This is a genomic window from Sphingomonas sp. TZW2008 (genome assembly GCF_002117915.1).
In the GTDB taxonomy this organism is placed as follows: domain Bacteria; phylum Pseudomonadota; class Alphaproteobacteria; order Sphingomonadales; family Sphingomonadaceae; genus Sphingomonas.
Genome location: NZ_BDJB01000004.1, coordinates 100,923 through 127,104, shown reverse-complemented (window position 1 = coordinate 127,104; position 26,182 = coordinate 100,923). Strand labels below are relative to the sequence as shown.

The window sequence follows — 26,182 nt, the reverse complement described above, 5'->3', positions numbered from 1 at the left end:
CCGCGCGGTTAGCCGCTCGGCGATTGCCGCGCCAGCCCACGCACCCTAGATTCGCCGGCGTGACCGCATCACTGCCGATCGCCGAACTCAACGACCGCGCCCGCGACATCTTCCGCCGCGTCGTCGACGGCTATCTCGCGAGCGGGCAACCAGTCGGCTCGAAGACGCTGGCGCTTGCCGGGCTGAACCTTTCGCCCGCCTCGATCCGCAGCGTGCTTGCGCAGCTCGAGGATGCCGGCCTGCTCGCCGCACCGCATACCTCCGCGGGGCGGATGCCGACCGACCTCGGGCTGCGTCTGTTCGTCGACGGGATGATGCAGGCGCTCGAGCCCTCCGCTGAAGAACGCGCGACGATCGAAGCGCGCGCGGGCAGCGGCGGCCCGGTCGAGGAAGCGCTCGCCGCGACCACCGCCGCGCTGTCCGGCCTGTCGGCGTGCGCCGGGCTCGTGATGGTGCCAAAGCGCGAGCAGGTGCTACGCTCGATCGGCTTCCTGCCGCTATCGCAGGGCCAGGCGCTGGCTGTGCTCGTCAGCGAGGATGGGTCGGTCGAGAATCGCGTCGTCGATCTGCCCTCCGGCGTCGGCCCCGCGGCGCTGGTCGAGGCAGGCAACTTCATGTCCGCCACGCTTTCTGGTCTGACGCTGTCCGCTGCGCGCGCGCGGATCGATCGCGAACTCGCGCAGGGCCGCGCGGCGCTCGACGGCGCAGCACGCGCGCTGATCGAACGCGGTCTCGCTGTGTGGAGCGAGGACGGCGGGCGGCGCCCGGTGCTGATCGTGCGCGGCCAGGGGCGATTGCTCGACGACGCGGCCAACGCCGACCTCGACCGCGTGCGCGAGCTGCTCGACGATCTCGACGGCAAGCAGGAAATCGCCGCCCTGCTCGATTCGGCGCGCGCCGGTGATGCGACGCGCATCTTCATCGGCGCAGAGAACAAGCTGTTCGCATTGTCAGGCTCGTCGGTGATCGCGCGACCGTTCCATGGCAGCGACGGGCGGGTCGTCGGCGTCGTCGGCGTGATCGGCCCGACTCGGTTGAACTACGCCCGCGTCGTGCCCATGGTGGATTTCACGGCCGCAACGCTCGCCCGCCTGATGGGTTGAGCCGGCAACGAACGACGCAATCAGACAGGGAAACGATGACCGATACGCAAGGCAATACCACCGTCACCGAGGGCGGCGAGGATCTGCGCGAGGAGACCGCGGCCGCAGCGCCCGAAGTGGCGGAGCATCACCGCGTGGCCGAGCTCGAGAACCAGCTCGCCGACGCCAAGCAGCAGACGCTCTACGCGCAGGCCGAAATCCAGAACGTTCGTCGCCGCGCGGAGAAGGACGCCACCGATGCGCGCGCCTATGCCGCAACCGCGTTCGCGCGCGACGTGCTGAGCGTCAACGACAACCTCGAGCGCGCGCTGTCCGCCATTCCGGTGGAGCTGCGCGGGGACGACAAGTTCAAGGGCCTTGTCACGGGGCTTGAGGCGACCGGGCGCGAACTGACGAGCGTGTTCCAACGCCATGGGCTTGTCCGCATCGAGGCGATGGGCCAGCCGCTCGATCCCAACAAGCACCAGGCAATGCTTGAGGTGCCGTCGGACGAGGCGCCGGGTACAATCGTGCAGGAGATGCAGTCGGGCTGGATGATCCGCGATCGGCTGTTGCGGCCGGCGCTGGTAGGCGTCGCGAAGAAGCCCGACTGAACGCGTACCGTTCGGGGCGTTCCTTTGCCCGGCAACGCGCGCTAAGCATCGTTGCATGAACGCGAATCTCACCGCCGACCGGCAGACCTTCGTCACGCATCTCGAATGTTCGATGACGGGGGAGCGCTACGACGCCGACACGCTGCACAACCTGTCGCGGGTCGGCCGGCCGCTGCTGGTGCGCTACGATCTCGCCGCGGTCGGTGCGGCACTGTCGCGCGATGCGCTGGCGGCGCGGCCGACCGATCTGTGGCGGTGGCGCGAGCTGCTCCCCGTCCGTGAGACGCGCAACGTCGTCAGCCTCGGCGAGATCGAAACGCCGCTGGTGCCCATCCCCAAGGCGGGCGGCAGCAACGTGTGGGTCAAGGACGAGGCGCGGCTGCCGACCGGCAGCTTCAAGGCGCGCGGGCTCGTCATGGCGGTGGCGATGGCGAAGGAGCTCGGCGTCACGCGGATCGCGATGCCGACCAACGGCAACGCCGGCGCCGCGCTCGCCGCTTACGCCAGCCGCTGCGGGATCGAGACGATCGTCTTCTGTCCGGAAGATACGCCCGAAGTGAACGTGCGCGAGATTGCGATGCAGGGTGCGCGCGTCTGGCGCGTCAACGGGCTGATCGACGATTGCGGCGCGATCGTCGGTAAGGGCGCGGCCGAGGGCCGGTGGTTCGACTTCTCGACGCTGAAGGAGCCTTACCGAATCGAGGGCAAGAAGACGATGGGGCTCGAACTCGCCGCGCAGCTCGGCTGGCGGCTGCCGAAGGCGATCTTCTATCCCACCGGGGGCGGTACCGGGCTGATTGGCATGTGGAAGGCGTTCGACGAGCTCGAGCGGCTCGGCTGGATCGGCAGCGAGCGACCGCGGATGTACGCAGTGCAGGCATCGGGCTGCGCCCCGATCGTGCGCGCGTTCGAAGCAGGCGAGGAGCATGCCGAGCGCTGGGAGGATGCCGACACGATCGCGATGGGCATCCGCGTGCCGCGCGCGGTGGGCGATTTCCTGATCCTGCGCGCGGTGCGCGAGAGCGGCGGCAAGGCGCTGGCGGTCGGCGACCCTGCGATCCTTCAGGCGGTCGACGATACGGCGCGTAAGGACGGACTGCTGCTCTGCCCGGAGGGCGGCGCGACGCTCGCGGCTTATCGCCAAGCGCTGCGCGACGGCGAGGTCGACGAGGACGAGGAGGTCGTCCTGTTCAATTGCGCGACCGGGCTGAAATATCCGATGCCCCCTGCCGACGCCGCGCTCGATCGCCACCAGCCGATCGACTTCGACGCGCTCTGATCTGCGGCGCGCCCGCTAGAGTTCGGCGAGCGCGTCGACCACCCCGCCGATGAGATTGGCGGTCAGCAGCGATGGTTTCGCACGTCGCGCCGCAGCGATGCGCGTTAGCCATCGCTCGTCCGCCGCCGCCGCGGCACGCGTGATTGCGATCGCTTCGGCCGCATCCACCGCAACGAAGCGTATCGGCGAGCCGACGGCGAGCTGCGCGACGCGGTCGATGTCCGGCTCGACGACTACCGCGATACGCGGATAGCCGCCCGTCGTCTGATGATCGGCGGTCAAGAGGCTGATCCGCCCCTCACCGTCGACCTGCAGCGCGCCGCGCACCGCCGGTTCGCTCGGCATGTCGACCCGCACCGGCCGAAGCGCGGGGCTGCCCAACACCATTCCCATGCGGTCGAAGCGCGCGCTGGCGTTGAACGTGCCCGATGAGAGGATGTGCATCGCTTCGTCGTCGAAGAAGCGCTGCTGGGGCCCGACGACGATCCGCGCGGTCGTTATCGGCACGTGGTCGGGCGGCGGCTCGATCACGGCCGCCGCGAGATGGTCGTCGAGGTCCGCCAGCGGAACCACGTCGCCCGTCCGAATGCGACCGCCTCCCAGCTCGGCGAGAAAGTGCGTCGAACGACTGCCGAGCCACGACAGCGCCGCGATTCGGCCGGCGACGGCGACATAGCCCCAATTGCCGTGCCGCACGTTGATCTGCACTCGTGCGCCCGCCGGAACGCCCGCCACGCACCAGCCGCCTAGCTCGAAACCGTCGATCCTTGCGGCCGCCGCGCCGGTAACGGCGATCACGAACGGCCGCTCGCCCGCGTCTAATGCCAGGCCACCGTGCGACAGCTCGATGGCGGTATCGTCCGCCGACGCGCCGACTGCCGCGAGCGCCGCTGCGAAAGCGCGCCGGTCGACCGGCCCCGACGGGGGTACGCCGAAGCGTCGGTAGCCGGATCGGCCGCGATCCTGGATGCTTGTCATCGGCCCTGCCGCCGCGATGCGCAGCGTCGTCACAGCGCCTCACCCCCAACCCGGACGAAGCGCACGCGGTCACCCGGCTCGAACAGGAACGGGCGTTTCGCATCCGTGTCGAGCACCCGAAGCGGCGTGCGACCGATCACCCACCACCCGGTCGGCATCGGCAGCGTCGTGATCAGGCATTGCGGCCCGGCGATCATCACGCTGCCAACGGGATAGCCGCGTACCGCCGCCGGCTTACGCGGCAGCGCGATCGCCTCCGGCACCCCTCCGAGATACGCGTAGCCTGGCGCGAAGCCGTACATGAAGACGCGGTACTCGCCCGATAGGTGCGACGTGATCAGCGCTTCGGGCGACACGCCTAGCCGCTCCGCCGCTTCCGCCAGATCGGGCGCCGCGGCGCCGTCATAGCAGACCGGAACCTTATGCACCGCCGCGTCGGCAAGGTGCGCGTGCAGCGTTGCCGCGAGGGGGGCGGCGTGCGCCTCAATCGCGACATGGTCCGTCACCAGCGGATCGAACACGATCAGCAGGCTCGTATAGGCGGGAACGGTCTCGATCAGTCCCTCAGGCGCCGCCGCGGTAAGCGCACGGTCGAGCGCGACGACCCGTGCGAACACCGCATCATCGATCGCTCCACCGAAATCGGCGAGCAGCGCCCCCGCGCCCGCCGCGCGGAAGACCGGCGCGCTCACGCGGGCAGGAACGGCGCGATCGTTAGTCCGCGGTCGGTCAGGACTTCTCGAACGCGGCTCGCCATTGCCACTGCCGCGGGGTTGTCGCCGTGGACGCAGATCGAATCGACCGCGAGCGGCACGGTGCCGCCGTCCACCGTCGGCATTTGGCCGTTCGCCAGGAACGCCACGAGCCGGCTTGCTGCGGCGTCCGCGTCGTGGATCAGCGCACCCGGCCGGTCGCGCGGCACCAGATGCCCCTGTGTGGTATAGCCGCGGTCGGCGAACACCTCGCTGTAGACGCGCAGCCCGGCCGCCCGCGCTACCTGCTCGAGCATCGTGCCCGAGATCGCCAGCACTGCCAGCCCCGCGTCGACCGCGCCGATCGCGCGTACGATCGCCTGGGCCACCGCGGCCTCGGCGGCGGCGACGTTCGCGAGCGCGCCGTGCGGCTTGACGTAGCGCACCGGGTGCCCGGCTAGTGCGCCGATCGCTACGAGTGCGCCGATCTGCGCCGCGACGAAGCGCTCGATTTCGCCCGGTGTGCAGGGCAGCCGTCGCCGACCGAAGCCCGCAAGATCGGGGTAGCTGGGATGCGCGCCGACGACGACGCCGTGCGTGCGCGCCAGCGCCATCGTGCGGAACATCGTTTCGGGATCGCTCGCGTGACCGCCACACGCGACGTTGGCGCTGGAGACGAGCGCAAGCATCGCCGCATCGTCCCCGATCGACCAGGGGCCATAGCCTTCGCCCAGATCGGCGTTGAGATCGATCGATCGCATCGCGCGGCGATAGCGCGTGCGATGCCGGTTTGTCGAAGCCTCGCTGCTTGGCCGATCGGATTACAGCGACTGGCCGTCGTCGATATCAATCACCGATCCGGTCACCATCGCACTCGCGTCCGACGCGAAATAGAGCAATTGCGGGTCAAGCACGTCGATCGGCATGAAGCGCCGGCGGTGCCACGCCGCGATCTGCTTCGCGCCGCCCTCGCTCTCGAACCAGTCGCCGGCGATCTCGGTCTGAATATAGCCCGGCTGGATGACGTTGACGTTGATCCCCTGCCGCACCCACTCGCGCGCGAGGTTGCGGCCGAGATGCGCCACCGCCGCCTTCGACGCGGCATAGGCGCTGTCGCCCTGCCCCGTCAGATGCGCGGTGATCGATCCCACCAGCACGATGCGCCCGCGCCCCGTCTCGCGCGATCCCGCCGCAATCAGCCGCCGCGCACCCTCGCGCGCGGTCAGCAGCACGCCGGTGAAGTTCGTGTCGATCGTCGCGCGCAGCGCGCTGGCCGCAACATCGACCGAGCGGCCGCCATTGGCGACGCCGGCATTGGCGATAATCGTGTCGACGGTGCCGAAATGCGCCTCCGCCCGGTCGTATGCCGCGGCAATCGATGTCTCGTCGGTGACGTCGATCGCGACCGGCAGCGCCTTGTCGCCGAGCCTGGCGGCTAGCGCCTCGACGCGATCGATCCGCCGCGCGCCGATCACGACACGGGCGCCAGCGGCGACGAATATTTCCGCGAAATGCGCACCAAGGCCAGATGAGGCGCCGGTGATGAGCGCGGTGCGCCCGCTAAGGTCGAAAGTCATCGCCCGTCCCCCCGTTTATTGCGCCCGCAGGCGCCAACCGGTGCGATCGGGCGTGTGCTGGTGACCCCTACGGGAATCGAACCCGTGCTTCAGCCGTGAAAGGGCCGCGTCCTAACCGCTAGACGAAGGGGCCAGCGGGGGTGCGGTTAGAAGCCGTCCGGCGCGAAGTCAATCGGGCTCGGCGGGAAAGGCGACGCGTTCACGACGCCCATGCGGCATCGTCGACGTGAAGCTCGGCGGCGGGGCGCTGCGCCCAATCGTCGATCTTCGCGCGTCCGGCCAGCCACAGCCGCCGGTGTGACGGCGCACCGAGCAGCGCGGCACCGAGCGGCGTATCCGCAGCGCGGAACGCCATCGCCTTCAGGCTGCGCCCGTCGTCGCCGGCAACGATCGCGCGCACGTGACCGTTGCCGACCACGTCGACGCGCACCGCGCGCACCGGCCCGATCGCGACGCGCGGGCTCGGCCAACCCATTCCATAGGGGCCGCCGACATCGAGCGCCGTCACCAGATCGGGCGTCACTCCGCCGGGGGCGTGAACCGAATCGACCAACAGCGCGCGATCGGCGACGGCCGCAGCGACCCGCGCGGCCAGCAGCTCTTCGAGGAAGTCGGCGAAAGGGTTGATCTTGTCGCCCGCGATGGTGAGCCCGGCCGCCATTGCGTGGCCGCCGCCGGCGATCAGCAGCCCCGCCTCCTTCGCCGCGAGCACCGCCTGACCGAGGTCGACGCCGGGGATCGACCGCCCCGATCCCTTGCCGATGCCCTCGTCGTCGATCGCGATCACGATCGCCGGCTGACCCAGCTTTTCCTTGAGCCGCCCCGCCACGATCCCGATCACGCCGGGGTGCCAGCCGCGGCCGGCAACGACAGTGACCGCGCGCCCCGGCGGGTACAGCGCCTCCGCTTCCGCCTGCACGCCGCTCTCGATCGCGCGCCGCTCCTCGTTGAGGCGATCGAGTTCGGCGGCGAGCGTTCGCGCCTCCTGCGCGTCGCGCGTCGTCAGCAGCCGGACACCGAGATCGCTGCGACCGACGCGCCCGCCGGCGTTGATCCGCGGCCCCAATGCGAAGCCGAGATCGGTCGCGGTCGGCGCACGCGTCAGCCGCGATGCCTCGATCAGCGCCGCCAGGCCGATGTTGCGGCGCGCCGCCATCACCTTCAGCCCCTGCGCGACGAAGGCGCGGTTGAGGCCGCGCAGCTGCGCGACGTCGGCAACGGTGCCTAGCGCGACGAGATCGAGCAGGTCGAGTAGCCGCGGCTCGGCACGTGCCGCGAACCAGCCGCGCCGACGCAGCACGCGCACCAGCGCCGCGCCGAGCAGGAAGGCGACGCCGACCGCGGCGAGATGCCCGTGCGCCGCCCCTTCCGCCTCGTCGAGCCGGTTGGGGTTCACCACCGCATGCGCCAGCGGCAGCTCGCTCGCGCATTGATGGTGATCGACGACGATGACGTCGACCGGCGCACCGCGCGCGGCCGCCAGCGCCTCGAACGCCTGCGCCCCGCAATCGACGGTGACGATCAGCGACGCGCCCTCGCGCGCGAGTTGCAGCATCGCCGCCGCGGTGGGACCGTAGCCTTCGGTCAGGCGATCGGGAATGTAGCTGCGCGCCTCGATCCCCAGCTCGCGCAGCAGCAGGATCATTACCGCCGCGGAGGTTGCGCCGTCGACGTCGTAATCGCCGAAAATCGCGATCGCCTCACCTGCGACGACCGCGTCCGCCAAGCGTTCCGCCGCGCGGTCCATGTCGCGGAAGATCGACGGATCGGGCATGAAGGCGCGGATCGACGGTGCGCGGTGCGCGTCGAGCGCCTCGCGCGGGCAGCCGCGGGCGAGCAACAGCTGCGTCACCAGATCATCGAGCGACAGATCGTCCGACGCGGTCGCGCGCCAGCGCCACGGCTGGCCGAGAATCGACCGCTCGACCCCGAGCACGTGCGGCAGTGCGCTCATCGCCTGGCCATGCCTTCGGGCATCCACGGTCCCTCGCGGAACCATTTCGTGACGATGTACTTCACGCCGTCGGTAACGACGGTGCCCTCGTGCAACGTGTAGCCGTTCGGGCTGCCGTCGGCGTTCATGTTGTTCCACGCGAGAAGCGTGCCGCGCTTGGGGGCAACGCGCAGGCCTGCCTGCGGAAACCAGGTCGCCCCCCCTTCCTCAACGGTGTTGAGGAAGATCATCGCCGTCCACACGCGCTGGCCGCCGCTGGCCAGCATCGCCGGCCAGTAGCTCTCGCCCTCATGGAAATAATCCTGATGCGCCTTGAAATACTGTCCGGGGGCATAGCGCTGGCCCTGCATCGTCTCGCCCCACGCGGGATCGATGCCGAGCAGATGCGCCAACCCCTCGTCGATCGGCCTGATCTCAGGCGCGTCGCGCGCCATGTCACAGCTCTCCGATGTACGAAACGACGTGTCGCCTTGATCGGTCAATACGGTGGACGGGCGACGGTTTGCATCGATCATCGCGATCAGCCGCTTGCAGGTCGCCGCGTCGAGGTAATCGGGCAGCTTCCACGCCGCGGCATAGTTGCTCGGCAGGCGGATCGCGCGCGGATCGGCCGACAGGCGGGCTGCGACGGCGGAACCGATCTGCGCGCGATGGGCCGAAGGATGGCCTGGGACGTTCGCTGATGCCATGGCTGGCCTATGTGCGCGCCCGCGCCGCGATGACAAGCCTGCGGTGCGTTAGTCAGGTATGACCGGCCGACCATCGGCGGCATGATGATCGGTGGGGAGCTTCTGTTGCCCGGCGCTCCCCGTGCCGCTGGAATCCGCTTCTGTTGCCCGGTGCGGTCCAACCGCGCTATTTTGGTGTAACCTTAGGCCGTTAAGCCGTCAGGTTACGCCGCAATCGCGAGTGCTTCGTTATCGTTGGCACTTGTGTATGGGCCGTCACGGTGGTCCCATTCCGAGCAAAGACCAGCGCCTTTCAACACACGTCGATCCTGGTTCGGCCCCATCAATGCCCCTGCTGGAAGCAGCGGCAGTGGTGGAGCCGCCGGGTACTGCCCCCGGGTCCGCTGTGCCTATTTTTCGCCGGCTTTTATCGCCATAGCCGTGGGGCAAGCCCCGCGAGCCCGACCGATATAGGACGCCGGCGGGAAAGTGCCAAGGGCGCCTTTCGGTCGCCATAATATGCCGCCATATAACAGGTATCATGCTTACCCAGCGTTCGCGTTACGCCCTTCGTTCGATGCTCTATCTCGCCACGATGCCGGCTGGTGGCCCGCCCGTGCCGATGAACCGAATCGCGCTCGAGGCGAACGTGCCGCGCAAGTTCCTCGAGCTCATCCTTGCCGATCTGCGCGATGCCGGGCTGCTGCACAGCCAGCGCGGCAAGATGGGCGGGTACGTCCTCTCGCGACCAGGCTATCTCATCTCGCTGGGCGAGGTGATCCGCGTCATCGAAGGGCCGCTTGCCCTCGTCCCGTGCGTCAGCCGCACGGCCTATCGCCCGTGCAAGGACTGCAAGAGCGAGGCCGATTGCGCGATCCGCCACGCAATGGCGCGGGTGCGCGACGAAACCGCACGGATCCTCGACGGCACCAGTCTTGCCGACGCCGCGGCGAAGCAGATGGCGGCGGCCTGAACCGCAATCGCCGCGCCGCTCGAAGGGCAGCGCGGCAAAAAAGGCCTACACGCGCGGTCGCTCGCGAAGCTCGTCGCGGATCTCGCGCAGCAGCGCGACGTCGGTCGGCTCGGCGGCAGGCTCGGCTGCCGCTTTCTCCTTCTCACGCTCGAACATCGCCGTCGCCCGATTCACGGTGCGCAGCAGCATGAAGATGATGAACGCGACGATCACGAAATTGACCGCCTGCGTCAGGAACGCGCCGTAGCCGAGCAGCGGAACGCCGGCCTTCTTCAACGCGACGTAGTCGGTCGATCCGACGAGGTTGGCGGGTACGGTACCCATCACGACGAAATAACTCGAGAAATCGAGACCGCCGAAGATCTTGCCGATGATCGGCATCAGCACGTCCTCGGTCAGCGAGGTGACGATCTTGCCGAAGGCGGCGCCGATGATCACCGCGACCGCGAGATCGAACACGTTGCCGCGCGCGATGAATGCCCGAAACTCCTTCAGCATGCCGTGCTTCCCCTTCTGGCAGTTCCTTATTCGAGGCTACTGCCCGATTAAGCCTTCGCCAAGCGGCTAGAGCGTCCTATATGAGTGACACAGGCCCCCTTGGAGACCAACCACGATGACGTTCCGTCCGCTTCTTCTCGTCGCGCTTTCCGCCAGCCTTGCCGGGTGCGGGATCAACAGCGTTCCGACCGCGGAGGAGAACGCCAAGGCGCGCTGGGCCGACGTGCAGAACCAGTATCAGCGCCGCGCCGATCTCATCCCCAATCTCGTCGCGACGGTGAAGGCCGCCGGTGCGCAGGAGAAGGAGGTGCTGACGCAGGTGACGCAGGCGCGCGCCTCCGCGACGCAGGTGCAGGTTTCGGGTGACGACCTCAGCGATCCCGCCAAGATGCAGGCGTATCAACGTGCGCAAGCCGGGCTGACGCTGTCGCTCCAGCGCTTGCAGGAGGCGTATCCCGAGCTTCGCAGCCAGGCGAACTACACCACGTTGATGAGCCAGCTCGAAGGTACCGAGAACCGCATCACCATCGCGCGCAACGACTACAACGGCGCGGTGCAGGCGTATAACACCCGCATTCGCACCTTCCCCGACGCGGTCGGTGCCAAGATCTTCTACGGCGCGAAGCCGATGGTGCCGTTCCAGGCGACCACGCCCAACGCCGAAACGGCGCCCAAGGTGGATTTCGGCAGCTGAGCCGGCCCTATTCTGTCGGGGCTGGGCGTACCGCGCTCGGCCCCGCCCTGCCGGCGGAGCGGCATGTGGTGCGTATCGGCAAGGTTGTTCGGGGCGGATGGCTGGCGCTGCTCGCCGCGATGTTCGTCGTCGTCACGGCGCTCGCCGGTCCGGCGGCTGCACAGACCTTTCCCAAGTTCACCGGCTTCGTCGTCGACGCGGCCAATGTGCTGCCGCCCGCCGTCGAGCAGGATCTGACCCAGAAACTCGACGCGTTGCAGCGCGATACCAAACGACAGGTGGTGGTCGCCACCGTGCCCAGCCTCGAAAATTACCCGATCGAGGAATATGGCTACAAGCTCGGGCGGGCGTGGGGCGTCGGGCTGAAGGACGTCAACAACGGCGCCATCCTGCTGGTCGCGCCGAACGAGCGCAAGGTACGCGTCGAAGTGGGCAACGGGCTCGAACCGTTTCTCACCGACGCCTTCTCCAGCGTGCTGATCAACCAGACGATCCTGCCGCGCTTCAAGGCTGGGGATCTTCCCGGCGGAATCGTTGCGGGAACCGACGGATTGATCGCGCAGCTGCGCGCATCGCCGGAAGAAGCGCAAGCTAAGCTCGACGCCGCGGTGCGCGAGTTCGATTCAACGGCCAAGGCGCAGCGGCGCGGTGGCGGCGGCGTGCCGATCGGGCTGATCTTTTGGGGTATGGTCGCCGTCTTCGTCTTCCTCTCGGTGGCGCGGCGCGGAAGCACGCGCGGCGCGCGGCGCTACCGCGGCGACGATGGCAGCGGGCTGGGATCAGTGATCCTGTGGAACATCGCGGCCAATGCGGCCAGCGCAGCGATGCACGGCGACCGTGACGATGACGATTGGGGCTCCGGTGGCGGCGGCTGGGGCGGCGGCGGCGGCGGTTGGGGCGGCGGCGGTTTTGGCGGCGGTGGCGGCGGATCGTTCGGCGGCGGCGGCGCTTCGGGGAGTTGGTGATGCGCCTTGCACCGCAAGATCATGCCCGCGTCACGGCGGCCGTCACCGCGGCCGAGCAGGCCACCGACGGCGAGATCGTGACGATCGTCGCGCAATCGTCCGACGCCTACCATGACGTCGGGCTGCACTATGCCGTGCTCGCGATGCTGCTGGTGCTCGCGATCCTCTCGGGCTTTCCCGCGGCGATCGATGCGGTCCATCTGCTGACCGGCGATCCGTGGGAGGAGCACGTCTCCACCGCCACCGCGCTGACGATCGCGACGGTGCTCGCCGCGCTCACCTTTCTGCTCGCGCGCTATCTGTTCGCGATCCGGCCGCTGCGCATGGTGCTCACCCCTGCGGCGACCAAGACGCGCCGCGTCCATGCCCGCGCGCTCGCCCTGTTCCGCGCGAGCGCCGAGCATCGCACGATCGCCGCAACAGGCGTACTACTGTACCTCAGCCTAGACGAGCATCGCGCCGAGATCGTGGCAGACGCCGGGATCCACGATCGCGTGTCACCCGATGTATGGGGCCACGCCATGGCGGCGCTGGTCGAGGCGGTGAAGGACGGGCGGCCTGCCGACGGCATGGCCGCCGCGGTCACCGAGATCGGGGCCGTCCTCGCCGAGCATTTCCCGCCGACTGGACGCAATCCCAACGAACTTCCAGACCGGCTGATCGAGCTGTGACCGACGCACCCGAAACGATGTGGGAAGGCCGCTTCATCAAGGCGGTGAAGCAAGGCAAGTGGGAATATGCCGCGCGCAACCGTGGCATCGAGGCGGCAGTGATCGTCGCAATCACCGACGCGGACGAAATCGTGCTCGTCGAGCAGCATCGCGTTCCGCTTGGCCGCCCGTGTCTCGAGCTGCCCGCCGGGCTGATCGGTGATCAGACCGCCAACGAGCCGCTGGCTGAGGCCGCGAGCCGTGAGCTCGAGGAGGAGACCGGCTATCGCGCGGGTTCGATCGAGCCGCTCGGCACCTTTTTCTCCTCGCCCGGCATGGTCAGCGAGGGCTTCACGCTGGTGCGCGCGCGCGATCTGGTGAAGGTGAGTGACGGCGGCGGCGATGCCGACGAGGATATCGTCGTCCACGTCGTCCCGCGGGGCGAGATTGCTGCGTTCGTCGCCGCGAAGCGCCGCGAGGGGCTTGCGATCGACGTCAAGCTGCTGCTGCTGCTCGCCGACAGCCTGCTGGCGGATGGCGCCCCCTGACGATCCCGGTTCGGCCGGACCGGAACGATCTTCCCCAATCACGCAGGGCGCCCTATCTCTTCCCCATGCGCAAACACATTCTGATCGTCCTCGGCCTGCTGGTTCTCGCCGGCATCGGCGTCTTCGTTTGGCTCGGCTGGCCCGACAAGGCGCGGGTCGACTTCGCTGCCGTCACCGGGCAGCGGCCGCAGATCACCAATCCGCGCAGCCAGATGATCCCGACGGTAAAGGTGGCAAAGGCAGTCGGCTGGCCGCAGGGCGCGATGCCGACGCCCGCCGCCGGCCTCGCGGTTCAGCCGTTCGCCACCGGGCTCGATCACCCGCGCTGGCTCTATCGCCTGCCCAACGGTGACGTGCTGGTCGCGGAGAGCAACTCGCCGCCGCGCGGGCGGAGCTTCACCGATCGCGTGATGGGCTTCCTGATGGGACGCGCCGGCGCCGGCGTGCCGTCCGCCAACCGCATCACACTGCTGCGCGACGCCAACGGCGACGGCCGCGTCGATCAGCGTCACGCCTTCATGACCGGGCTAAATTCGCCGTTCGGCATGGTGCTGTTCGAGGGGCAGCTCTACGTCGCCAACACCGACGCGCTCGTCCGCGTGCCCTACAAGGATGGCGACACGCGCATCACCGCCACTCCCGAAGTCGTCGTCAAGCTGCCCGGCGGGCAGAACCATTGGGCGCGTAACGTGATCGCGGCGGAGGACGGGCGCACGCTCTACGTCTCGGTCGGGTCGGCGTCGAATATCGGCGAGAAGGGACTCGAGCTCGAACAGCGCCGTGCGACGATCCTCCAGGTCTATCCGAAGGAAAAAACGTCGCGCGTGTTCGCGGCCGGCGTGCGCAACGCCAACGGCATGGCGATCCATCCGCAGTCGAAGCAATTGTGGGCCGTCGTCAACGAGCGCGACATGCTCGGCTCGGACATCGTGCCCGACTATCTGACCGAGGTGAGCCTCGGCGACCACTTCGGCTGGCCGTGGTATTACTGGGGCGGCTATCCCGACAAGCGCGTCGAGCCCGCGAACCCGCAGCTCCAGCAATATGCCAAGCGCCCGGACTATGCGCTCGGCCCGCACGTCGCGGCGCTCGGGCTGACGTTCGCCGGGGATGCGAAGCTGGGGCAGCGCTACACCAGCGGGGCGTTCATCGGTGAGCACGGATCGTGGAACCGCGTGCCGGTTTCGGGCTACAAGGTCGTGTTCGTGCCCTTCACTGTGCAGGGGTGGCCGGTGCGCGGTGCCAAGCCGGTGGATGTGCTGACAGGCTTCCTCAACGGCGACGGCGAGGCGCAGGGCCGCCCCGTCGGGGTGATAACCGATCGTACCGGTGCGCTGCTCGTCGCGGATGACGTCGGCAACACCATTTGGCGGGTCACCGCGGCGCAGCGGTCCGCGGCGCGCTGATCCCGGGGCCGCGTTCGTCTTGCACAACGGGACGAGACAGCGCCGGCGCCGCCCGCTAGAGGCAGCGCCATGGTTCGCCGACTCTTCGCGTCGCTCGCCGCCGTCTCCGCGCTCGCGGGATGCGCTTATCCGAAGACCCCGCCGGCCCTGCCGCCCGCTGATCACCTCGCACCGGCGACGTCGCAGGCACTCGCCGGGGCCGAGCTGCGCCAGCCCGTCACGATTCTCGTCTCGATCGACGGCTTTCGTCCCGACTATCTTGATCGCGGTTTGACGCCCAATCTGTCGGCGCTCGCCGCCGGCGGCGTGACGGGGCCGATGCGGCCGTCCTTCCCGTCAAAAACTTATCCCAACCACTGGACGCTCGTCACCGGGCTGCGCCCTGACCGCCACGGCATTACCGCCAACTCGATGGAAGATCCCGCCCGGCCGGGCGAGGTCTTCACGATGGCGACCGACGATCCCTATTGGTGGAACGCCGCGCCGCCGCTGTGGGTCAGCGCGGAGCGCGCCGGCATACCGACCGCCGCGATGTACTGGCCTGGATCGAACGTCGCGTGGGGCGGTACGCGCGCCGCCGAGTGGCCGAACACCGTCGCCGGCGGCACGCGGCCGACCGATTGGCAGCAGTACAGCCAGCAGATGCCCGGCAGCAACCGCGTCCGCGCGGTGATTGACTGGATGCGACGCCCGGCCGCCGCGCGGCCGCGCTTCGTCACCACCTATTTCGACGTCGTCGACACCGCCGGGCATCAGCGCGGCCCCTCTTCCTCCGAGGTGAACGCCGCGATCGCAGAAGTCGACCAGCAGATCGGTGAGCTCGTCGCCGGGCTCGCCGCTCTCGCACAGCCCGCCAATATCGTCGTCGTGTCCGATCACGGGATGAGCGCGACGTCGAGCGACCGGGTGATCGCGCTCGACACGCTTGTGTCTGCAAGCGACGCCCGGGTCGTCGAGAGCGGGCCCTACGCGACCTTCGCACCTATGCCCGGTCGCGAGGCCGCGCTCGCCGCTGCGTTGCTGAAGCCGCACGCGCATCTGCAATGCTGGCGCAAGTCCGAGATCCCGGCGCGCTTCCACTACGGGACGAACCCGCGCGTCCCGCCGTTCCTATGCCTCGCCGAGGATGGGTGGACGACGTACAAGACCGCGCCGACGAAGCCCTTCGCGCGCGGCGAGCACGGCTTTGACAACGACGCGGCCAGCATGCGTGCGCTGTTCATCGCCAACGGACCCGCCTTCGCCGCGGGGCGTACGATCGCGACGTTCGACAACGTGTCCGTCACCCCGCTGCTGCGGCGGCTGATCGGCCTGCCTGCCGATCCGTCGCTGGACGGCAGCGACGCGCCGTTTCAGAAGGTACTGAAACGATAAGGACGGGCGATGCAGTATTTCGAGGATATCGCGATCGGCGCGAAGGCGAGCTTCGGCGCCTATCAGGTGACGCGTGAGGAAGTGATCGACTTCGCCTCGCGCTACGATCCGCAGCCCTTCCACCTCTCTGACGAGGCGGCAGCGGCGACCCATTTCGGGCGACTGTCGGCGAGCGGCTGGCACACCTGCGCGATGGTGATGTCGATGATCGTCGCCAATCTGAAGAACAACAAGCAGGCAGGGCTCGGCTCGCCCGGTGTCGATGAGCTACGATGGCTGAAGCCGGTCTATCCGGGCGACACGCTGCGCTGCGAGACCGAGGTAATCGAAAGGCGCCAATCGCAATCGCGGCCCGAAATGGGAATCTTCAAGAGCCGCATGACGGTGTTCAATCAGGACGACGTCGCCGTCATGTCGATGGTGTCGAACGGCTTGATCGCGACGCGGCCGGCCGGCTGAGCGCGGCGTGCCCGGCGGCGGGACTATACCGCCGGGCGAACCAAGTCAGCGTGGCCGGACGTTGGGATTGGGCAGCGCGCGCCCGACGCCACCGCGATTGGAGCGCGGCGTACGATAGCCATCGGCGCGGTTCTCGCGACGATACTGGCGATAATCCTGCCGCACGTCGTTGCGGAATTCGCGGCGCGCATCGCGCCGGCCCTGCCGAAACTCGCCGCGATCGATCGTACCGTTGCGATAGGCCTGCCGATTGTCGCGAAGGTCGCCGCGATAGTCACGGCGCTCGGCGCGGTAGTCGCGGCGGAAGTCGTTCCAGTTGGCGCGTGCACCGGGCTGGTTCCATCCCGGCCGGCCCTGCCAATAGCGGCGCTGGCCGTCGTTCCACCGGAACGGCCGGCGATTGCGATCGTACACGTACACGCCCGTGCCGGGATAGTAGAAGTCGTTGTACCAACCGTAGCCGAGCCCGGCGCCTACGCCACCGAACCCGCCGCCGTAGAAGTTATCGCCGTAATAGCCACCGCCGTAATACGGATCGGCGTAATAGCCCGAGCCATAGCCGAGCGAGGCGCCGCCATAGCCGTAACCGTCGGTGCAGGCAGCCGTGCCGAGCCCAAGCCCGCCGAGCAGCGCAACGATTCCGAAGCGTTTCCAGTTGAACATCATCGTCTCCCGTACAGCGGAGGGCAGCCGGAATACGCGCCGCCGATCAATTCGTAACGAGAGCGGGTCGGCGCGGTTCCCTAGTGGCCGGGGAAGGACACAAGCGCATCGACCGCGATCCCATCGGCGCGCAGCAAATTGGCGCCGCCTAGGTCGGGCAGATCGACGAGGAACTGTGCCTGCGCCACGCGTGCGCCGGCCTTGCGCAGCAGGCGGACCGCTGCGCGCGCAGTGCCGCCGGTGGCGATCAGATCGTCGATCAGCAGCACGCGCGCTCCCGGCGCGCACGCATCGGCATGCATCGCGATGCGATCCTGCCCGTATTCGAGCGCATAATCCTCCGCGATCGTCGCGCCGGGGAGCTTGCCGTCCTTGCGGATCAGCAGCACGCCCGCGCCTAGCGGCACCGCGAGCGCGGCGGCAAACAGGAAGCCGCGTGCCTCGATCCCCGCGACCAGATCGACTGGCCCGGCCGTCGCGGCAACCATGCGCTCGACGCACGTCGCCAGACCCTTCGGGTCGAGCAGCAGCGTCGTGATGTCGCGGAATTGGATGCCGGGCTTTGGGAAGTCGGGGATCGTCCGGATCAGCGCCTTGAGATCGTCGTTCGCTACCATTGGCCGAAATCCTTCCTATCGCCGGCGACGAAAACGAAACGGGGGGCCGTAGCCCCCCGCCCCGTCGACCGTCCGGCGCGATCAATGCTTAATGTTGCGCCAGACGTTCTGGTACGTGCCCCACGTCAGGAAGCAGAAGATCAGCAGGAAGATGATCGTCGCGAACCCGGCGGCATGACGCGTCTCGAGGTTCGGCTCCGCCGTCCAGGTGAGGAAGGCCGCGACGTCGTTCGCCATCTGCTGCTTGGTAGGCTTCGTGCCGTCCTCGTACGTCACCTGGCCGTCGGAGGTCAGCGGCGGCGGCATCGCGATGTTGAGGTTCGCGAAATACGGGTTGTAGTGCAGCCCCTGCGGCGTCTTGGCGTCGGGGAACTTGCGCAGCAACTCGGCCGGCTGGTTGCGATACCCGGTCAGCAGCGAGCCAACATAGTTCGCGCCGTCATGTCGCGCCTTGGTGATCAGCGACAGATCGGGCGGCAGCGCATTGTTGTTCGCCGCGCGCGCCGCAACCTCGTTGGGATACGGGCTCGGCACGCGGTCGGAGGCGACATTCTTGCGCGTCGCCGCCTCGCCCGTGTCGGGGTTCACGCTCGGCTGCTCGATCGGCCAGCCCTGCGCGATCGCCTTCACCTGGCCTTCGCTGTAGCCGAGCTCCTCGAAATCGCGGAACGAGACGTATTTCAGGCTGTGGCAGGCGGCGCAAACCTCCTGATAGACCTTGAGCCCGCGCTGCAGCTGCTGGCGATCGAACTTGCCGAACAGACCCTCGGACGGCAGCCCGATGTTGTTGGGATGCAGGTGAAACTCGTGTTCCGCCGTTTCGGGCGCCGGATTGCTGATCGCGGTGGAGATCGTGCCGAACAGCGCGATGCCGAGCACGAACACGAAACCCGCGCCGATCAGGAGTGCGATGGTACGAACCATTGTTCTGTTATTCCCCCGTATCGGCTCAGTGCGCCATCGCGGTCTTGGCGGGCGAGGTGCCGCCATGCTTGGCAAGCACCGCTTCGGTGATCGAGTTGGGCAGCGGGCGCGGACGCTCCGAGCGCGACACGACCGGCAGGATGATCAGGAAATGCGCGAAGTAATAAGCCGTCGCGAGCTGACCGATGATGACGTTGCGCGCCGTCGCTTCGGCCCCGCCGATATAGCCGAGGATCAGCACGTCGACGAGCAACACGACGAGGAACCAGCGGTACGTCGGGCGATAGTTCGCCGACCGGACCGGCGAGCTGTCGAGCCACGGCAGGAAGAACAGCAGCAGGATCGAGCCGAACATCGCCAGCACGCCCCACAGCTTGCCCGTCAGGATGAAGTCCGCGGTGAAGCTCTTCAGGATCGCGTAGAACGGAAGGAAGTACCATTCGGGAACGATGTGCGCCGGGGTCGAGAGCGGGTTCGCCTCGATGTAATTGTCCGGGTGGCCCAGCAGATTGGGCGAGAAGAAGATCAGCGAGGCGAAGATCAGGAAGAACACCGCGACGCCGACGCCGTCCTTGGCCGTGTAATACGGGTGGAACGGCACCGTGTCCTGCTCGCCCTTCACGTCGACGCCGGTCGGGTTGTTCGAACCCGGGATGTGCAGCGCCCAGATGTGCATGATGATGACGCCCGCGGTGACGAACGGCAGCAGATAATGGAGCGAGAAGAAGCGGTTGAGCGCGGCATTGTCCGGCGCGAAGCCGCCCAGCAGCCAGATGCGGATCGGCTCACCGACCAGCGGGATGGCTGAGAAGAAGCCGGTGATCACCTGTGCACCCCAGAAGCTCATCTGGCCCCACGGCAGCACGTAGCCCATGAACGCGGTTGCCATCATCAGCAGGAAGATGACGACGCCGAGCAGCCACACCATCTCGCGCGGCGCCTTGTACGAGCCGTAATAGAGGCCGCGGGCGATGTGGATGTAGACGACGAGCAGGAACATCGACGCGCCGTTGGCGTGCGCATAGCGCAGGAACCAGCCGGCGTTGACGTCACGCATGATGCTTTCTACCGAGCCGAACGCGACCAGGCCATTGGCGGCATAGTGCATCGCCAGCACGATGCCGGTGACAATCTGCACCACCAGCGCGAGCCCGGCGAGCACGCCGAAGTTCCAAAAATAGTTGAGGTTGCGCGGCACGGGATAGCCCGCGCCGACAGCGTTGTAGACGAGGCGCGGCAGCGGCAGCTTCTCGTCCAGCCACCGCATCAGCGGCTGCTTCGGCTCGTAATGATGGGCCCAGGGAAAGCTCATGGTGCGCTACCTCAACCGACCGTCACGACAGTGTCGGACGTGAATGCATATTCGGGGACGTGAAGATTGGTCGGCGCCGGACCCTGGCGGATGCGCCCAGCAGTGTCGTACGCCGAACCGTGGCACGGGCAGAAATAGCCGCCGAACGGCCCCTTGTTCTCGCCCTCGCCCGCGCCCAGCGGCACGCAGCCGAGGTGGGTGCAGACGCCCAGCGTGATCAGCCAGTTCTTCTTGCCCGCTTTGGTGCGCTCTTCCAGCGTCTGCGGATCGCGTAGCGAGCTTGGCGACACCGCGTCCGCCTCGGCGATCTCCTTCGGCGTCAGGTTGCGCACGAACAGCGGCTGCTTGCGGAACGTCGTCTTGATCGCCTGGCCGGGCTCGATCTTGCTGATGTCGACCTCGGTGGTCGACAGCGCGAGCACGTCGGCCGACGGGTTCATCTGATTGATCAGCGGCAGGACGATCACGCCCGCGCCGACGCCGGCCCAGGCGACCGCCGCGATGTTGATGAAGTCGCGCCGGCGGGGGTCGTGGCCTTCCTCGTGATAGGGGGCGGGGTTCTCGCCCGGAGGAATCGTGCTGTCGACCGTCGCCATTCGCTAACCCTTGTCCTTCCTGCCTTGGAGAGGCGCATCGATCGGGGAATGCCCGTTGCGCCCGCCCATGGAATCCCTCGTCCCCACGAGAGTTCGCGGCCTGATAGCTTCGCCCCCCTCCCCTGCCAACTGCATTTTGCGGACGGCGGCTCCCGCCGCTAACCAGCATCATGCGCATCACCCTGTTCGAGCCCGATATCGCCGGCAACGTCGGCACGATCCTGCGCACGGCAGCATGTTTCGGCGTGCCGGTCGACCTGATCGAACCGATGGGCTTCCCGTGGGGCGATCGCGCGCTGCGCCGCGCGGGGATGGATTATACCGCCGCGGGCGACGTAACGCGGCACGTCGACTGGGCGGCCTTCACGGCGCGCCGCGCGCCGCCGTCGGCGCGGCTGGTGCTCGCGACGACGCGCGGAGCGGTGGACCTGTGGGACGCACGCTTTGAGCCTGACGACGTGCTGGTGTTCGGCAGCGAGGGCGCAGGCGTACCCGATCACGTACATGAGGCTGCCGATCTGCGCGTGCGCATTCCGATACGGCCGGGTTTCCGCTCGCTTAACGTTGCGATAAGCGCCGGCATCATCCTGGCCGAGGCGCTGCGCCAGACCCGCGAATCAAGCACCTGATGGGACATTCTGTCACCTCGACAGTGCGCGCGTCGCGCCGGTAAGGACCCGCCATGCTGACGCTCGACACCGAACAAGCCGCCGCCCGCCAGTGGTTCGAGACCTTACGCGACCTGATCTGCGCCGAGTTCACGGCGATCGAGCGCGAGGCGGGGTCCGACGCTGATTTCGTCTACACGCCGTGGGACCGGGTCGATCCGGCGGGCGCACCGGGCGGCGGCGGCGTGCGCGGGGTGATGAAGGGGCGCGTATTCGAGAAAGTCGGCGTCAACGTCTCCACCGTCGGCGGCAGTTTCGAGGGCGATTTCGCCAAGACGATCCACGGCGCGGCGGAGGATCCGAGCTTCTTCGCGACCGGCATCAGCCTCGTCGCGCACATGGCGAACCCGCACGTCCCCGCCGTCCACATGAACACGCGCTTCCTCGTCACCACCAAGCGCTGGTTCGGCGGCGGTGCCGATCTCAATCCGCCGCTTCCGATCGACGAGGACACCGACGACTTCCATTCTACGCTCAAGGCCGCCTGCGACGCGCACGACACGGCACATTACCCGCGCTTCAAGCAATGGGCGGACGACTATTTCTACATCCCGCACCGGCGCGTCCACCGCGGCGTGGGCGGCATCTTCTACGATCACCTTGAAGGCAACTTCGCCGCGAACTTCGCCTTCACGCAGGACGTGGGCCGTGGCTTTCTCGACGTTTACCCGCGGATTGTGCGGCGGCGGATGAACATGCCATTCGGCGAGGCCGACATCGCGCAGCGGAACGAGTGGCGCGGCCGCTACGCTGAATTCAACCTCGTTTACGATCGCGGCACCTTGTTCGGCCTTAAGACGGGCGGCAACATCGATGCGATCCTGATGAGCCTGCCGCCGGTCGCCACGTGGGGCTGATCGCGGTTCCCGACGATCAGGTGGCAACGATCGTCACCACGCTGGAGATGAGGCGGAGACCGCCTCTCCGTCCGATCCCCGAAACGCGCTTTCGCCTCCTGCGATGGGAGCGGCCGCGCGCCGAGACGTATCGCACGCTGTTCCGCCGTATCGGCGGGCCGTGGCTTTGGTTCTCGCGCCTGGCGATCGACGACGCCGCGCTACACGCGATCATCAATGATCCCGCAGTGGAGGTCTATGCCGCGGTCGATCGCGCAGGCATCGAGGTAGGAATGCTCGAGCTCGATTTCCGCCGCGCGGGCATCGGCGAGCTATCCTATTTCGGCTTCGTTCCCGAACTTGCCGGCCATGGCCACGGGCGCTGGCTGATGGCCGAAGCGCTGGCCCGCGCGTGGCGTGGCGGTGTCAGCCGGGTGACGGTCAACACTTGCACACTCGACCATCCCCGCGCGCTCGGTTTCTATCGCGCGCAGGGCTTCGTCGCGGTGCGGCGTACGGTGGAGACGTTCGCCGACCCGCGGCTCGCCGGGTTGCTGGACGAGAGCCTCGCCCCTCACGTGCCGATGCTGGCCCAGCGGCGATAGGCGACGACGCCGAGCAACAGCAGCGCCAGATTGTAGACGGTCGACGCCGCGGCGAGCAGCGCGGCGACCAATGCAATGACGAACGGATTCTCGTGGCCCGGCGTGCGCAGCCACGTCTCGGCGGGTAACAGCGGGCTGACGATCAGCCATTGCAGCAGGAACAGCGCGACGATTGCGCCGAGGATCGCCCAGCCGTGCGTCGCGGTCATCCCCCAGCTCCGCCGCACCGCGCGCGCGGCGCTCAGCCCGGGTTCGGCCGCCAGCGCCGGGATCGCCGCGATCAGCCGCGCCTGCAGGTACAGCCCGGGCAAAATGAAGACCCACAGGCCAAGCCCGACGGGAATCGCGACGAGCAGATTGGCGAGGATGAAGCGCGGCAAGCGCCGCCCGACGTCGGCCAGCGCGTCGCGCACCGACGGTCCACGCCGGTCGAGCAGCATCAGCGCGACGGCCGCCAGCCCGATCATGCCGAGGAGGTCGGCGGCAACGTACCAGAAGGCGTTCCCCTGCCCCCACGCGGACACCGCGTCGAGCCACACCTGCATAGCGCGCTCGTCGCGCTCGGTGGGTAGCGCGGGTAACGGATCGCACAGCAGTTGCACCGCGAAGGCCGGCAGGAACACCAGCGCGCCGGCGATCCGCAGCAGAAGATCCGCTTCGCGGCGGAAGGTACGCCACGCATCGATCAGGAGGGCGATGAGATTGGGGTTCACGCCGCGTCGCGCACCGCGCGCGCCTTCAGATAATATTGCCCGCCGAACACGTTTTGCACCACGCTGAAAACGCACGTGACGATCGCCGTGCCCACGGCGACGGCGAACGCCACCGCGCCCGGTGCATCGGCCCCCGCGATCAGCCGCGTCACTAGCCCGATCACCGACGTGACCGCGAGGAGTGCGACCGCCATGACGATCGCGTAGAGGATCAGCACCCCGAACAACTTCGCCGTCGATTCGCGCGTCAAGGCGAACGAGCGCGCGATCGCACCCAGCCCGCGGCGCTCGTTCATCACCACCGCCGGCAGCGGCACGAGTTTGGCGAACACCCACAGCCAGGCGAACAGCGTGACGAGCATGAACAGCCCGCCAAGCGCGAAGCGGCCGGTGTCGAGCGCCTGCTGCGGCGCACCCGCCTGTGCGCGCACGATGTCGAAGCCGGACGTGCCGATCAGGAGGATGGCTGGAAGGAAGCTCGCGAAGAGGACAATACCGAGCACGATTGATACCGCGAGCAGCGGGCCGACCCGCAGACCCGCGGCTTCGAGCGCGCCACGCTGGTCGAGCGACGGGTCGGTCGCCACTGCCGTTACCGCCAGCGCGCCGAGCATCGCCGCGACGAACACCAGCAGTGCGACAAGGCCACCGACGAAGCGCAGCGCCGGCGAGGTGCCCGAAATCGCATCGATCGCCGCCTGCGCGATCGGCGGAGCGAGCAGCAGGAGCGTCGCGATCGACGCTAGCATGGCGAACCGGCCGGCGAACACCGCGACCGTCCGATCCCATATCTCGCTCATGCTGATCATGCGCAGCGTCCCTTGGTGCGATCCATTGCCGCCGCCTACCCGATCGCCGTGACGCTTGCCAATCGTCGTCGGGATGCGCATCTGAGCCGCCGTGACGATCGGCGACATCGAGTGGCGCATCTCGCCAGGGCTGACGGACTATGCCGCGGCGCTGGCCGACATGGAGGCGCGCAACGCCGCAGTCGCGCGACAAGAGGCACGAGAGCTCGTCTGGCTGCTCGAGCATCCGCCGGTCTATACGGCGGGCACCAGCGCAGACGCCGCCGAACTGATCGATCCGCGCTTTCCGGTGGTAAAGGCGGGCCGCGGCGGCCGCTATACCTATCACGGGCCGGGGCAGCGGATCGGCTATCTCATGCTCGATCTGGCGAAGCGGGGGCGCGACGTGCGCTGCTTCGTCCACGGGCTAGAAGGATGGTTGATCGCAGCACTTGACCACATCGGCATCAACGCGTTTCGCGCACCCGGGCGGATCGGGATCTGGACGATCGACCGCGGCGGATGCGAAGCGAAGATCGGTGCGATCGGCGTGCGCGTGCGCAAATGGGTCACGATGCACGGCTTCTCGGTGAACCTCACGCCCGATCTCGCGCACTTCGGCGGCATCGTGCCGTGCGGCATCGCCGACTATCCCGTCACCAGCGCCCAAGCGCTCGGCATCGGGGGGGATTTTGCAACCTTCGACGCTGCTTTGGCGTTGACCGCCGACGCTTTCCTCGAAAGCTTGACTTGTGTGCAACAAATCGAGGCTTGAGGGGGCGGCGTTCTGTGACTAATATCCACCTCGATTTGGGTATTATGGATACGTCCGCCGTCCAAATCCATTATCTAGGGAGCTATCCATGCGTGCACTTTCGAAGATCCTGACCGGTTCGGCAATCGCGGCAGCCGCGCTCGCCGTGTCGGCCTGCGGTTCGAAGACGGAGACCACCGTCGACAACACCACCGTCACCGACATGAACGCCACCGAGGGCATGGACACCATGACCGACAACATGACCGCCGTTGACGGCGCCATGAACGGCGGCATGATGGCGAACGACACCATGATGTCGAACGACATGATGATGACCAACAGCATGACCACCACCAACGCGATGTAATCATCGCGCCATTGGCGTTATGTTGGGGGCCGTCCGGGCGACCGGGCGGCCTTTCTGCGTCAATGGCCCTTTGCGCTGCGTTTGCGCCGAGGCGACCGACCGATCGACGAACATGATGAAGAGACTTGGATAACGGCCCGGAAATGCGTATGAATCCCCCGCGTTCGGGTCGGGGAGTTCAGAGAAAATGGGTGGGTTGCGGATCGCGGGGGTGGCTGTTGCCGCCGTGGCGCTTGTATCGTCGATGCCCGCATCGGCGCAGTTCTTCATGAAGTCCAAGGATTTGACCGGCACGGTCGTGCGCGGCGACGAACCGGGTATTGCGATGACACTGCCGGGTGCCACCGATGCCGAGCTGCGTGCCGGGCTGACGTGGACGCTGCGCGCCGCGCTCAACGTCGCGGCGCTGCAATGCCAGTTCGAACCGACCCTGCTGACGGTCGACAATTACAACGCGATCCTCACCGATCACCGTGCCGAGCTGAAGGACAGCTACGACACGCTGACCAAATATTTCCTGCGCACCAACAAGGCCCCCAAGGCCGGCCAGGGCGCGCTCGACCAGTTCGGCACAAAGACCTATTCGAGCTTCAACGCCGTCGCGTCGCAGTATAATTTCTGCCAGTCCGCCGGCGAGATCGGCCGGCTCGCGCTCTATGCGCCACGCGGCAGCTTCGGCGTGATCGCGCAGGAGCGGATGCGCCAGCTGCGCAACAGCCTGACGCCTTGGGGCGAGCAGCAATTCCCGCGCTCGTTCCACGCCAGCGCGCGCGTGCCGCGGCTCGACAAGGCGTGCTGGTCGGGCAAGGGCGAGTGGCAGGTGAAGAAGTGCGGCGCGCTCGACTTCCCGCCACCTGTGGCTTCGGTCACCGTCGCGCAGCGCTGACACGGTCCGCCGGCGGTTCGCCGCCGGCGCCTGCGGAGG

The 26,182-nt window shown here is 67.8% G+C and carries 31 protein-coding genes, 1 tRNA gene and 1 other RNA gene; 17 read left to right on the top strand and 16 right to left on the bottom strand.

Going from position 1 to position 26,182, the window contains the following annotated elements; translation table 11 throughout:
- Nucleotides 1-59 precede the first annotated feature (59 nt).
- The 3 genes from hrcA to B7L05_RS05375 are packed head-to-tail and all read left to right on the top strand — an operon-like array spanning nucleotide 60 to nucleotide 2,975.
- Nucleotides 60-1,103: a heat-inducible transcriptional repressor HrcA gene (gene hrcA / locus B7L05_RS05385; RefSeq protein WP_085809235.1), complete on the top strand. Its 1,044-nt coding sequence runs from the start codon at nucleotides 60-62 to the stop codon at nucleotides 1,101-1,103.
- The gene (gene grpE / locus B7L05_RS05380; RefSeq protein ID WP_256926623.1) at nucleotides 1,100-1,696 is read left to right on the top strand and encodes a nucleotide exchange factor GrpE; all 597 of its coding nucleotides are present in this window, start codon (nucleotides 1,100-1,102) and stop codon (nucleotides 1,694-1,696) included. The genes hrcA and grpE overlap by 4 nt, the downstream gene beginning before the upstream one ends.
- Before the next feature lie 55 nt (nucleotides 1,697-1,751).
- On the top strand, nucleotides 1,752-2,975 hold the full coding sequence (locus B7L05_RS05375; protein ID WP_085809232.1) for a threonine synthase: 1,224 nt from the start codon (nucleotides 1,752-1,754) through the stop codon (nucleotides 2,973-2,975).
- 15 nt (nucleotides 2,976-2,990) lie between these two features.
- Here the strand turns inward: B7L05_RS05375 and B7L05_RS05370 are convergent, their stop codons facing one another.
- From B7L05_RS05370 to ssrA, 8 genes are all read right to left on the bottom strand, one after another.
- Nucleotides 2,991-3,986 carry a biotin-dependent carboxyltransferase family protein gene (locus B7L05_RS05370; protein WP_085809231.1) on the bottom strand — a complete coding sequence of 332 codons (996 nt, stop codon included), beginning with the start codon at nucleotides 3,984-3,986 and terminating at the stop codon, nucleotides 2,991-2,993.
- Entirely contained in the window at nucleotides 3,983-4,645 is a 663-nt protein-coding gene (locus tag B7L05_RS05365) for an allophanate hydrolase subunit 1 (protein ID WP_085809229.1), read from the bottom strand. The genes B7L05_RS05370 and B7L05_RS05365 overlap by 4 nt, the downstream gene beginning before the upstream one ends.
- Nucleotides 4,642-5,406 carry a LamB/YcsF family protein gene (locus B7L05_RS05360; protein WP_085809227.1) on the bottom strand — a complete coding sequence of 255 codons (765 nt, stop codon included), beginning with the start codon at nucleotides 5,404-5,406 and terminating at the stop codon, nucleotides 4,642-4,644. The genes B7L05_RS05365 and B7L05_RS05360 overlap by 4 nt, the downstream gene beginning before the upstream one ends.
- A gap of 60 nt (nucleotides 5,407-5,466) precedes the next feature.
- Complete coding sequence (locus B7L05_RS05355) at nucleotides 5,467-6,222, bottom strand: SDR family NAD(P)-dependent oxidoreductase (RefSeq protein WP_085809225.1); 756 nt, start codon at nucleotides 6,220-6,222, stop codon at nucleotides 5,467-5,469.
- Nucleotides 6,223-6,280: 58 nt separating this feature from the next.
- Nucleotides 6,281-6,355 (bottom strand) — tRNA-Glu (locus B7L05_RS05350).
- Between the two features lie 66 nt (nucleotides 6,356-6,421).
- Complete coding sequence (gene recJ, locus B7L05_RS05345) at nucleotides 6,422-8,176, bottom strand: single-stranded-DNA-specific exonuclease RecJ (protein ID WP_085809224.1); 1,755 nt, start codon at nucleotides 8,174-8,176, stop codon at nucleotides 6,422-6,424.
- Nucleotides 8,173-8,865 carry a 2OG-Fe(II) oxygenase gene (locus B7L05_RS05340; RefSeq protein ID WP_085809223.1) on the bottom strand — a complete coding sequence of 231 codons (693 nt, stop codon included), beginning with the start codon at nucleotides 8,863-8,865 and terminating at the stop codon, nucleotides 8,173-8,175. Before B7L05_RS05340 ends, recJ begins: the two co-directional genes overlap by 4 nt.
- Nucleotides 8,866-8,993: 128 nt before the next feature.
- Nucleotides 8,994-9,344, bottom strand: a transfer-messenger RNA (tmRNA) gene (gene ssrA / locus B7L05_RS05335).
- Nucleotides 9,345-9,385: 41 nt separating this feature from the next.
- On the opposite strand from ssrA, the gene B7L05_RS05330 reads away from it, so the two are divergent.
- Entirely contained in the window at nucleotides 9,386-9,817 is a 432-nt protein-coding gene (locus B7L05_RS05330) for an Rrf2 family transcriptional regulator (RefSeq protein WP_085809222.1), read from the top strand.
- A gap of 45 nt (nucleotides 9,818-9,862) precedes the next feature.
- Here the strand turns inward: B7L05_RS05330 and mscL are convergent, their stop codons facing one another.
- Nucleotides 9,863-10,315 carry a large conductance mechanosensitive channel protein MscL gene (mscL, locus tag B7L05_RS05325; RefSeq protein WP_085809221.1) on the bottom strand — a complete coding sequence of 151 codons (453 nt, stop codon included), beginning with the start codon at nucleotides 10,313-10,315 and terminating at the stop codon, nucleotides 9,863-9,865.
- 115 nt (nucleotides 10,316-10,430) lie between these two features.
- Here mscL and B7L05_RS05320 point away from each other — a divergent pair, with 115 nt between their 5' ends.
- From B7L05_RS05320 to B7L05_RS05290, 7 genes are all read left to right on the top strand, one after another.
- Nucleotides 10,431-11,009: a LemA family protein gene (locus B7L05_RS05320; protein WP_085809220.1), complete on the top strand. Its 579-nt coding sequence runs from the start codon at nucleotides 10,431-10,433 to the stop codon at nucleotides 11,007-11,009.
- Nucleotides 11,010-11,077: 68 nt separating this feature from the next.
- Nucleotides 11,078-11,974, top strand: coding sequence for a YgcG family protein (locus B7L05_RS05315; protein ID WP_307718252.1), 897 nt, complete (start codon nucleotides 11,078-11,080; stop codon nucleotides 11,972-11,974).
- Nucleotides 11,974-12,645 carry a TPM domain-containing protein gene (locus B7L05_RS05310; RefSeq protein ID WP_085809219.1) on the top strand — a complete coding sequence of 224 codons (672 nt, stop codon included), beginning with the start codon at nucleotides 11,974-11,976 and terminating at the stop codon, nucleotides 12,643-12,645. The genes B7L05_RS05315 and B7L05_RS05310 overlap by 1 nt, the downstream gene beginning before the upstream one ends.
- Before the next feature lie 17 nt (nucleotides 12,646-12,662).
- Nucleotides 12,663-13,172: an NUDIX hydrolase gene (locus tag B7L05_RS05305; protein WP_085809363.1), complete on the top strand. Its 510-nt coding sequence runs from the start codon at nucleotides 12,663-12,665 to the stop codon at nucleotides 13,170-13,172.
- A gap of 65 nt (nucleotides 13,173-13,237) precedes the next feature.
- Entirely contained in the window at nucleotides 13,238-14,578 is a 1,341-nt protein-coding gene (locus B7L05_RS05300) for a sorbosone dehydrogenase family protein (protein WP_085809218.1), read from the top strand.
- Nucleotides 14,579-14,647: 69 nt separating this feature from the next.
- The gene (locus B7L05_RS05295) at nucleotides 14,648-15,952 is read left to right on the top strand and encodes an ectonucleotide pyrophosphatase/phosphodiesterase (RefSeq protein WP_085809217.1); all 1,305 of its coding nucleotides are present in this window, start codon (nucleotides 14,648-14,650) and stop codon (nucleotides 15,950-15,952) included.
- 9 nt (nucleotides 15,953-15,961) lie between these two features.
- Nucleotides 15,962-16,411, top strand: a complete 450-nt coding sequence (locus B7L05_RS05290; protein ID WP_085809216.1) for a MaoC family dehydratase — start codon at nucleotides 15,962-15,964, stop codon at nucleotides 16,409-16,411.
- A 45-nt stretch (nucleotides 16,412-16,456) separates the two neighbouring features.
- Here B7L05_RS05290 and B7L05_RS17370 read toward each other — a convergent pair whose 3' ends face one another.
- The 5 genes from B7L05_RS17370 to petA form a co-directional block, all read right to left on the bottom strand.
- On the bottom strand, nucleotides 16,457-17,077 hold the full coding sequence (locus tag B7L05_RS17370) for a hypothetical protein (protein ID WP_085809215.1): 621 nt from the start codon (nucleotides 17,075-17,077) through the stop codon (nucleotides 16,457-16,459).
- A 77-nt stretch (nucleotides 17,078-17,154) separates the two neighbouring features.
- Nucleotides 17,155-17,691, bottom strand: a complete 537-nt coding sequence (locus B7L05_RS05280; protein WP_085809214.1) for an adenine phosphoribosyltransferase — start codon at nucleotides 17,689-17,691, stop codon at nucleotides 17,155-17,157.
- An 81-nt stretch (nucleotides 17,692-17,772) separates the two neighbouring features.
- Nucleotides 17,773-18,615 (bottom strand): cytochrome c1, encoded by an 843-nt coding sequence (locus B7L05_RS05275; protein ID WP_085809213.1) that lies wholly within the window; start codon nucleotides 18,613-18,615, stop codon nucleotides 17,773-17,775.
- A 25-nt stretch (nucleotides 18,616-18,640) separates the two neighbouring features.
- Nucleotides 18,641-19,927 (bottom strand): cytochrome b/b6, encoded by a 1,287-nt coding sequence (locus tag B7L05_RS05270; RefSeq protein WP_085809212.1) that lies wholly within the window; start codon nucleotides 19,925-19,927, stop codon nucleotides 18,641-18,643.
- A gap of 11 nt (nucleotides 19,928-19,938) precedes the next feature.
- Complete coding sequence (gene petA, locus B7L05_RS05265) at nucleotides 19,939-20,523, bottom strand: ubiquinol-cytochrome c reductase iron-sulfur subunit (protein WP_085809211.1); 585 nt, start codon at nucleotides 20,521-20,523, stop codon at nucleotides 19,939-19,941.
- A gap of 170 nt (nucleotides 20,524-20,693) precedes the next feature.
- Here petA and B7L05_RS05260 point away from each other — a divergent pair, with 170 nt between their 5' ends.
- From B7L05_RS05260 to B7L05_RS05250, 3 genes are read left to right on the top strand one after another with little or no spacing between them, the layout of a single operon-like run.
- Nucleotides 20,694-21,152 (top strand): tRNA (cytidine(34)-2'-O)-methyltransferase, encoded by a 459-nt coding sequence (locus B7L05_RS05260; protein ID WP_085809210.1) that lies wholly within the window; start codon nucleotides 20,694-20,696, stop codon nucleotides 21,150-21,152.
- A gap of 53 nt (nucleotides 21,153-21,205) precedes the next feature.
- Nucleotides 21,206-22,048 carry an oxygen-dependent coproporphyrinogen oxidase gene (gene hemF, locus B7L05_RS05255; RefSeq protein WP_085809209.1) on the top strand — a complete coding sequence of 281 codons (843 nt, stop codon included), beginning with the start codon at nucleotides 21,206-21,208 and terminating at the stop codon, nucleotides 22,046-22,048.
- Nucleotides 22,039-22,632: a GNAT family N-acetyltransferase gene (locus tag B7L05_RS05250; RefSeq protein WP_085809208.1), complete on the top strand. Its 594-nt coding sequence runs from the start codon at nucleotides 22,039-22,041 to the stop codon at nucleotides 22,630-22,632. Before hemF ends, B7L05_RS05250 begins: the two co-directional genes overlap by 10 nt.
- On the opposite strand, the gene B7L05_RS17365 is transcribed toward B7L05_RS05250, so the two are convergent.
- Together B7L05_RS17365 and B7L05_RS17360 are read right to left on the bottom strand one after the other, a co-directional pair.
- Nucleotides 22,602-23,345: a glycerophosphoryl diester phosphodiesterase membrane domain-containing protein gene (locus B7L05_RS17365; protein WP_085809207.1), complete on the bottom strand. Its 744-nt coding sequence runs from the start codon at nucleotides 23,343-23,345 to the stop codon at nucleotides 22,602-22,604. The genes B7L05_RS05250 and B7L05_RS17365 overlap by 31 nt on opposite strands.
- Nucleotides 23,342-24,262: a hypothetical protein gene (locus B7L05_RS17360; protein ID WP_179187130.1), complete on the bottom strand. Its 921-nt coding sequence runs from the start codon at nucleotides 24,260-24,262 to the stop codon at nucleotides 23,342-23,344. Before B7L05_RS17360 ends, B7L05_RS17365 begins: the two co-directional genes overlap by 4 nt.
- On the opposite strand from B7L05_RS17360, the gene lipB reads away from it, so the two are divergent.
- From lipB to B7L05_RS05225, 3 genes are all read left to right on the top strand, one after another.
- Complete coding sequence (gene lipB / locus B7L05_RS05235) at nucleotides 24,246-24,908, top strand: lipoyl(octanoyl) transferase LipB (protein WP_085809205.1); 663 nt, start codon at nucleotides 24,246-24,248, stop codon at nucleotides 24,906-24,908. The genes B7L05_RS17360 and lipB overlap by 17 nt on opposite strands.
- Before the next feature lie 88 nt (nucleotides 24,909-24,996).
- Nucleotides 24,997-25,257: a hypothetical protein gene (locus B7L05_RS05230; RefSeq protein ID WP_085809204.1), complete on the top strand. Its 261-nt coding sequence runs from the start codon at nucleotides 24,997-24,999 to the stop codon at nucleotides 25,255-25,257.
- A gap of 211 nt (nucleotides 25,258-25,468) precedes the next feature.
- Nucleotides 25,469-26,143: a hypothetical protein gene (locus tag B7L05_RS05225; protein WP_307718251.1), complete on the top strand. Its 675-nt coding sequence runs from the start codon at nucleotides 25,469-25,471 to the stop codon at nucleotides 26,141-26,143.
- Nucleotides 26,144-26,182 lie beyond the last annotated feature (39 nt).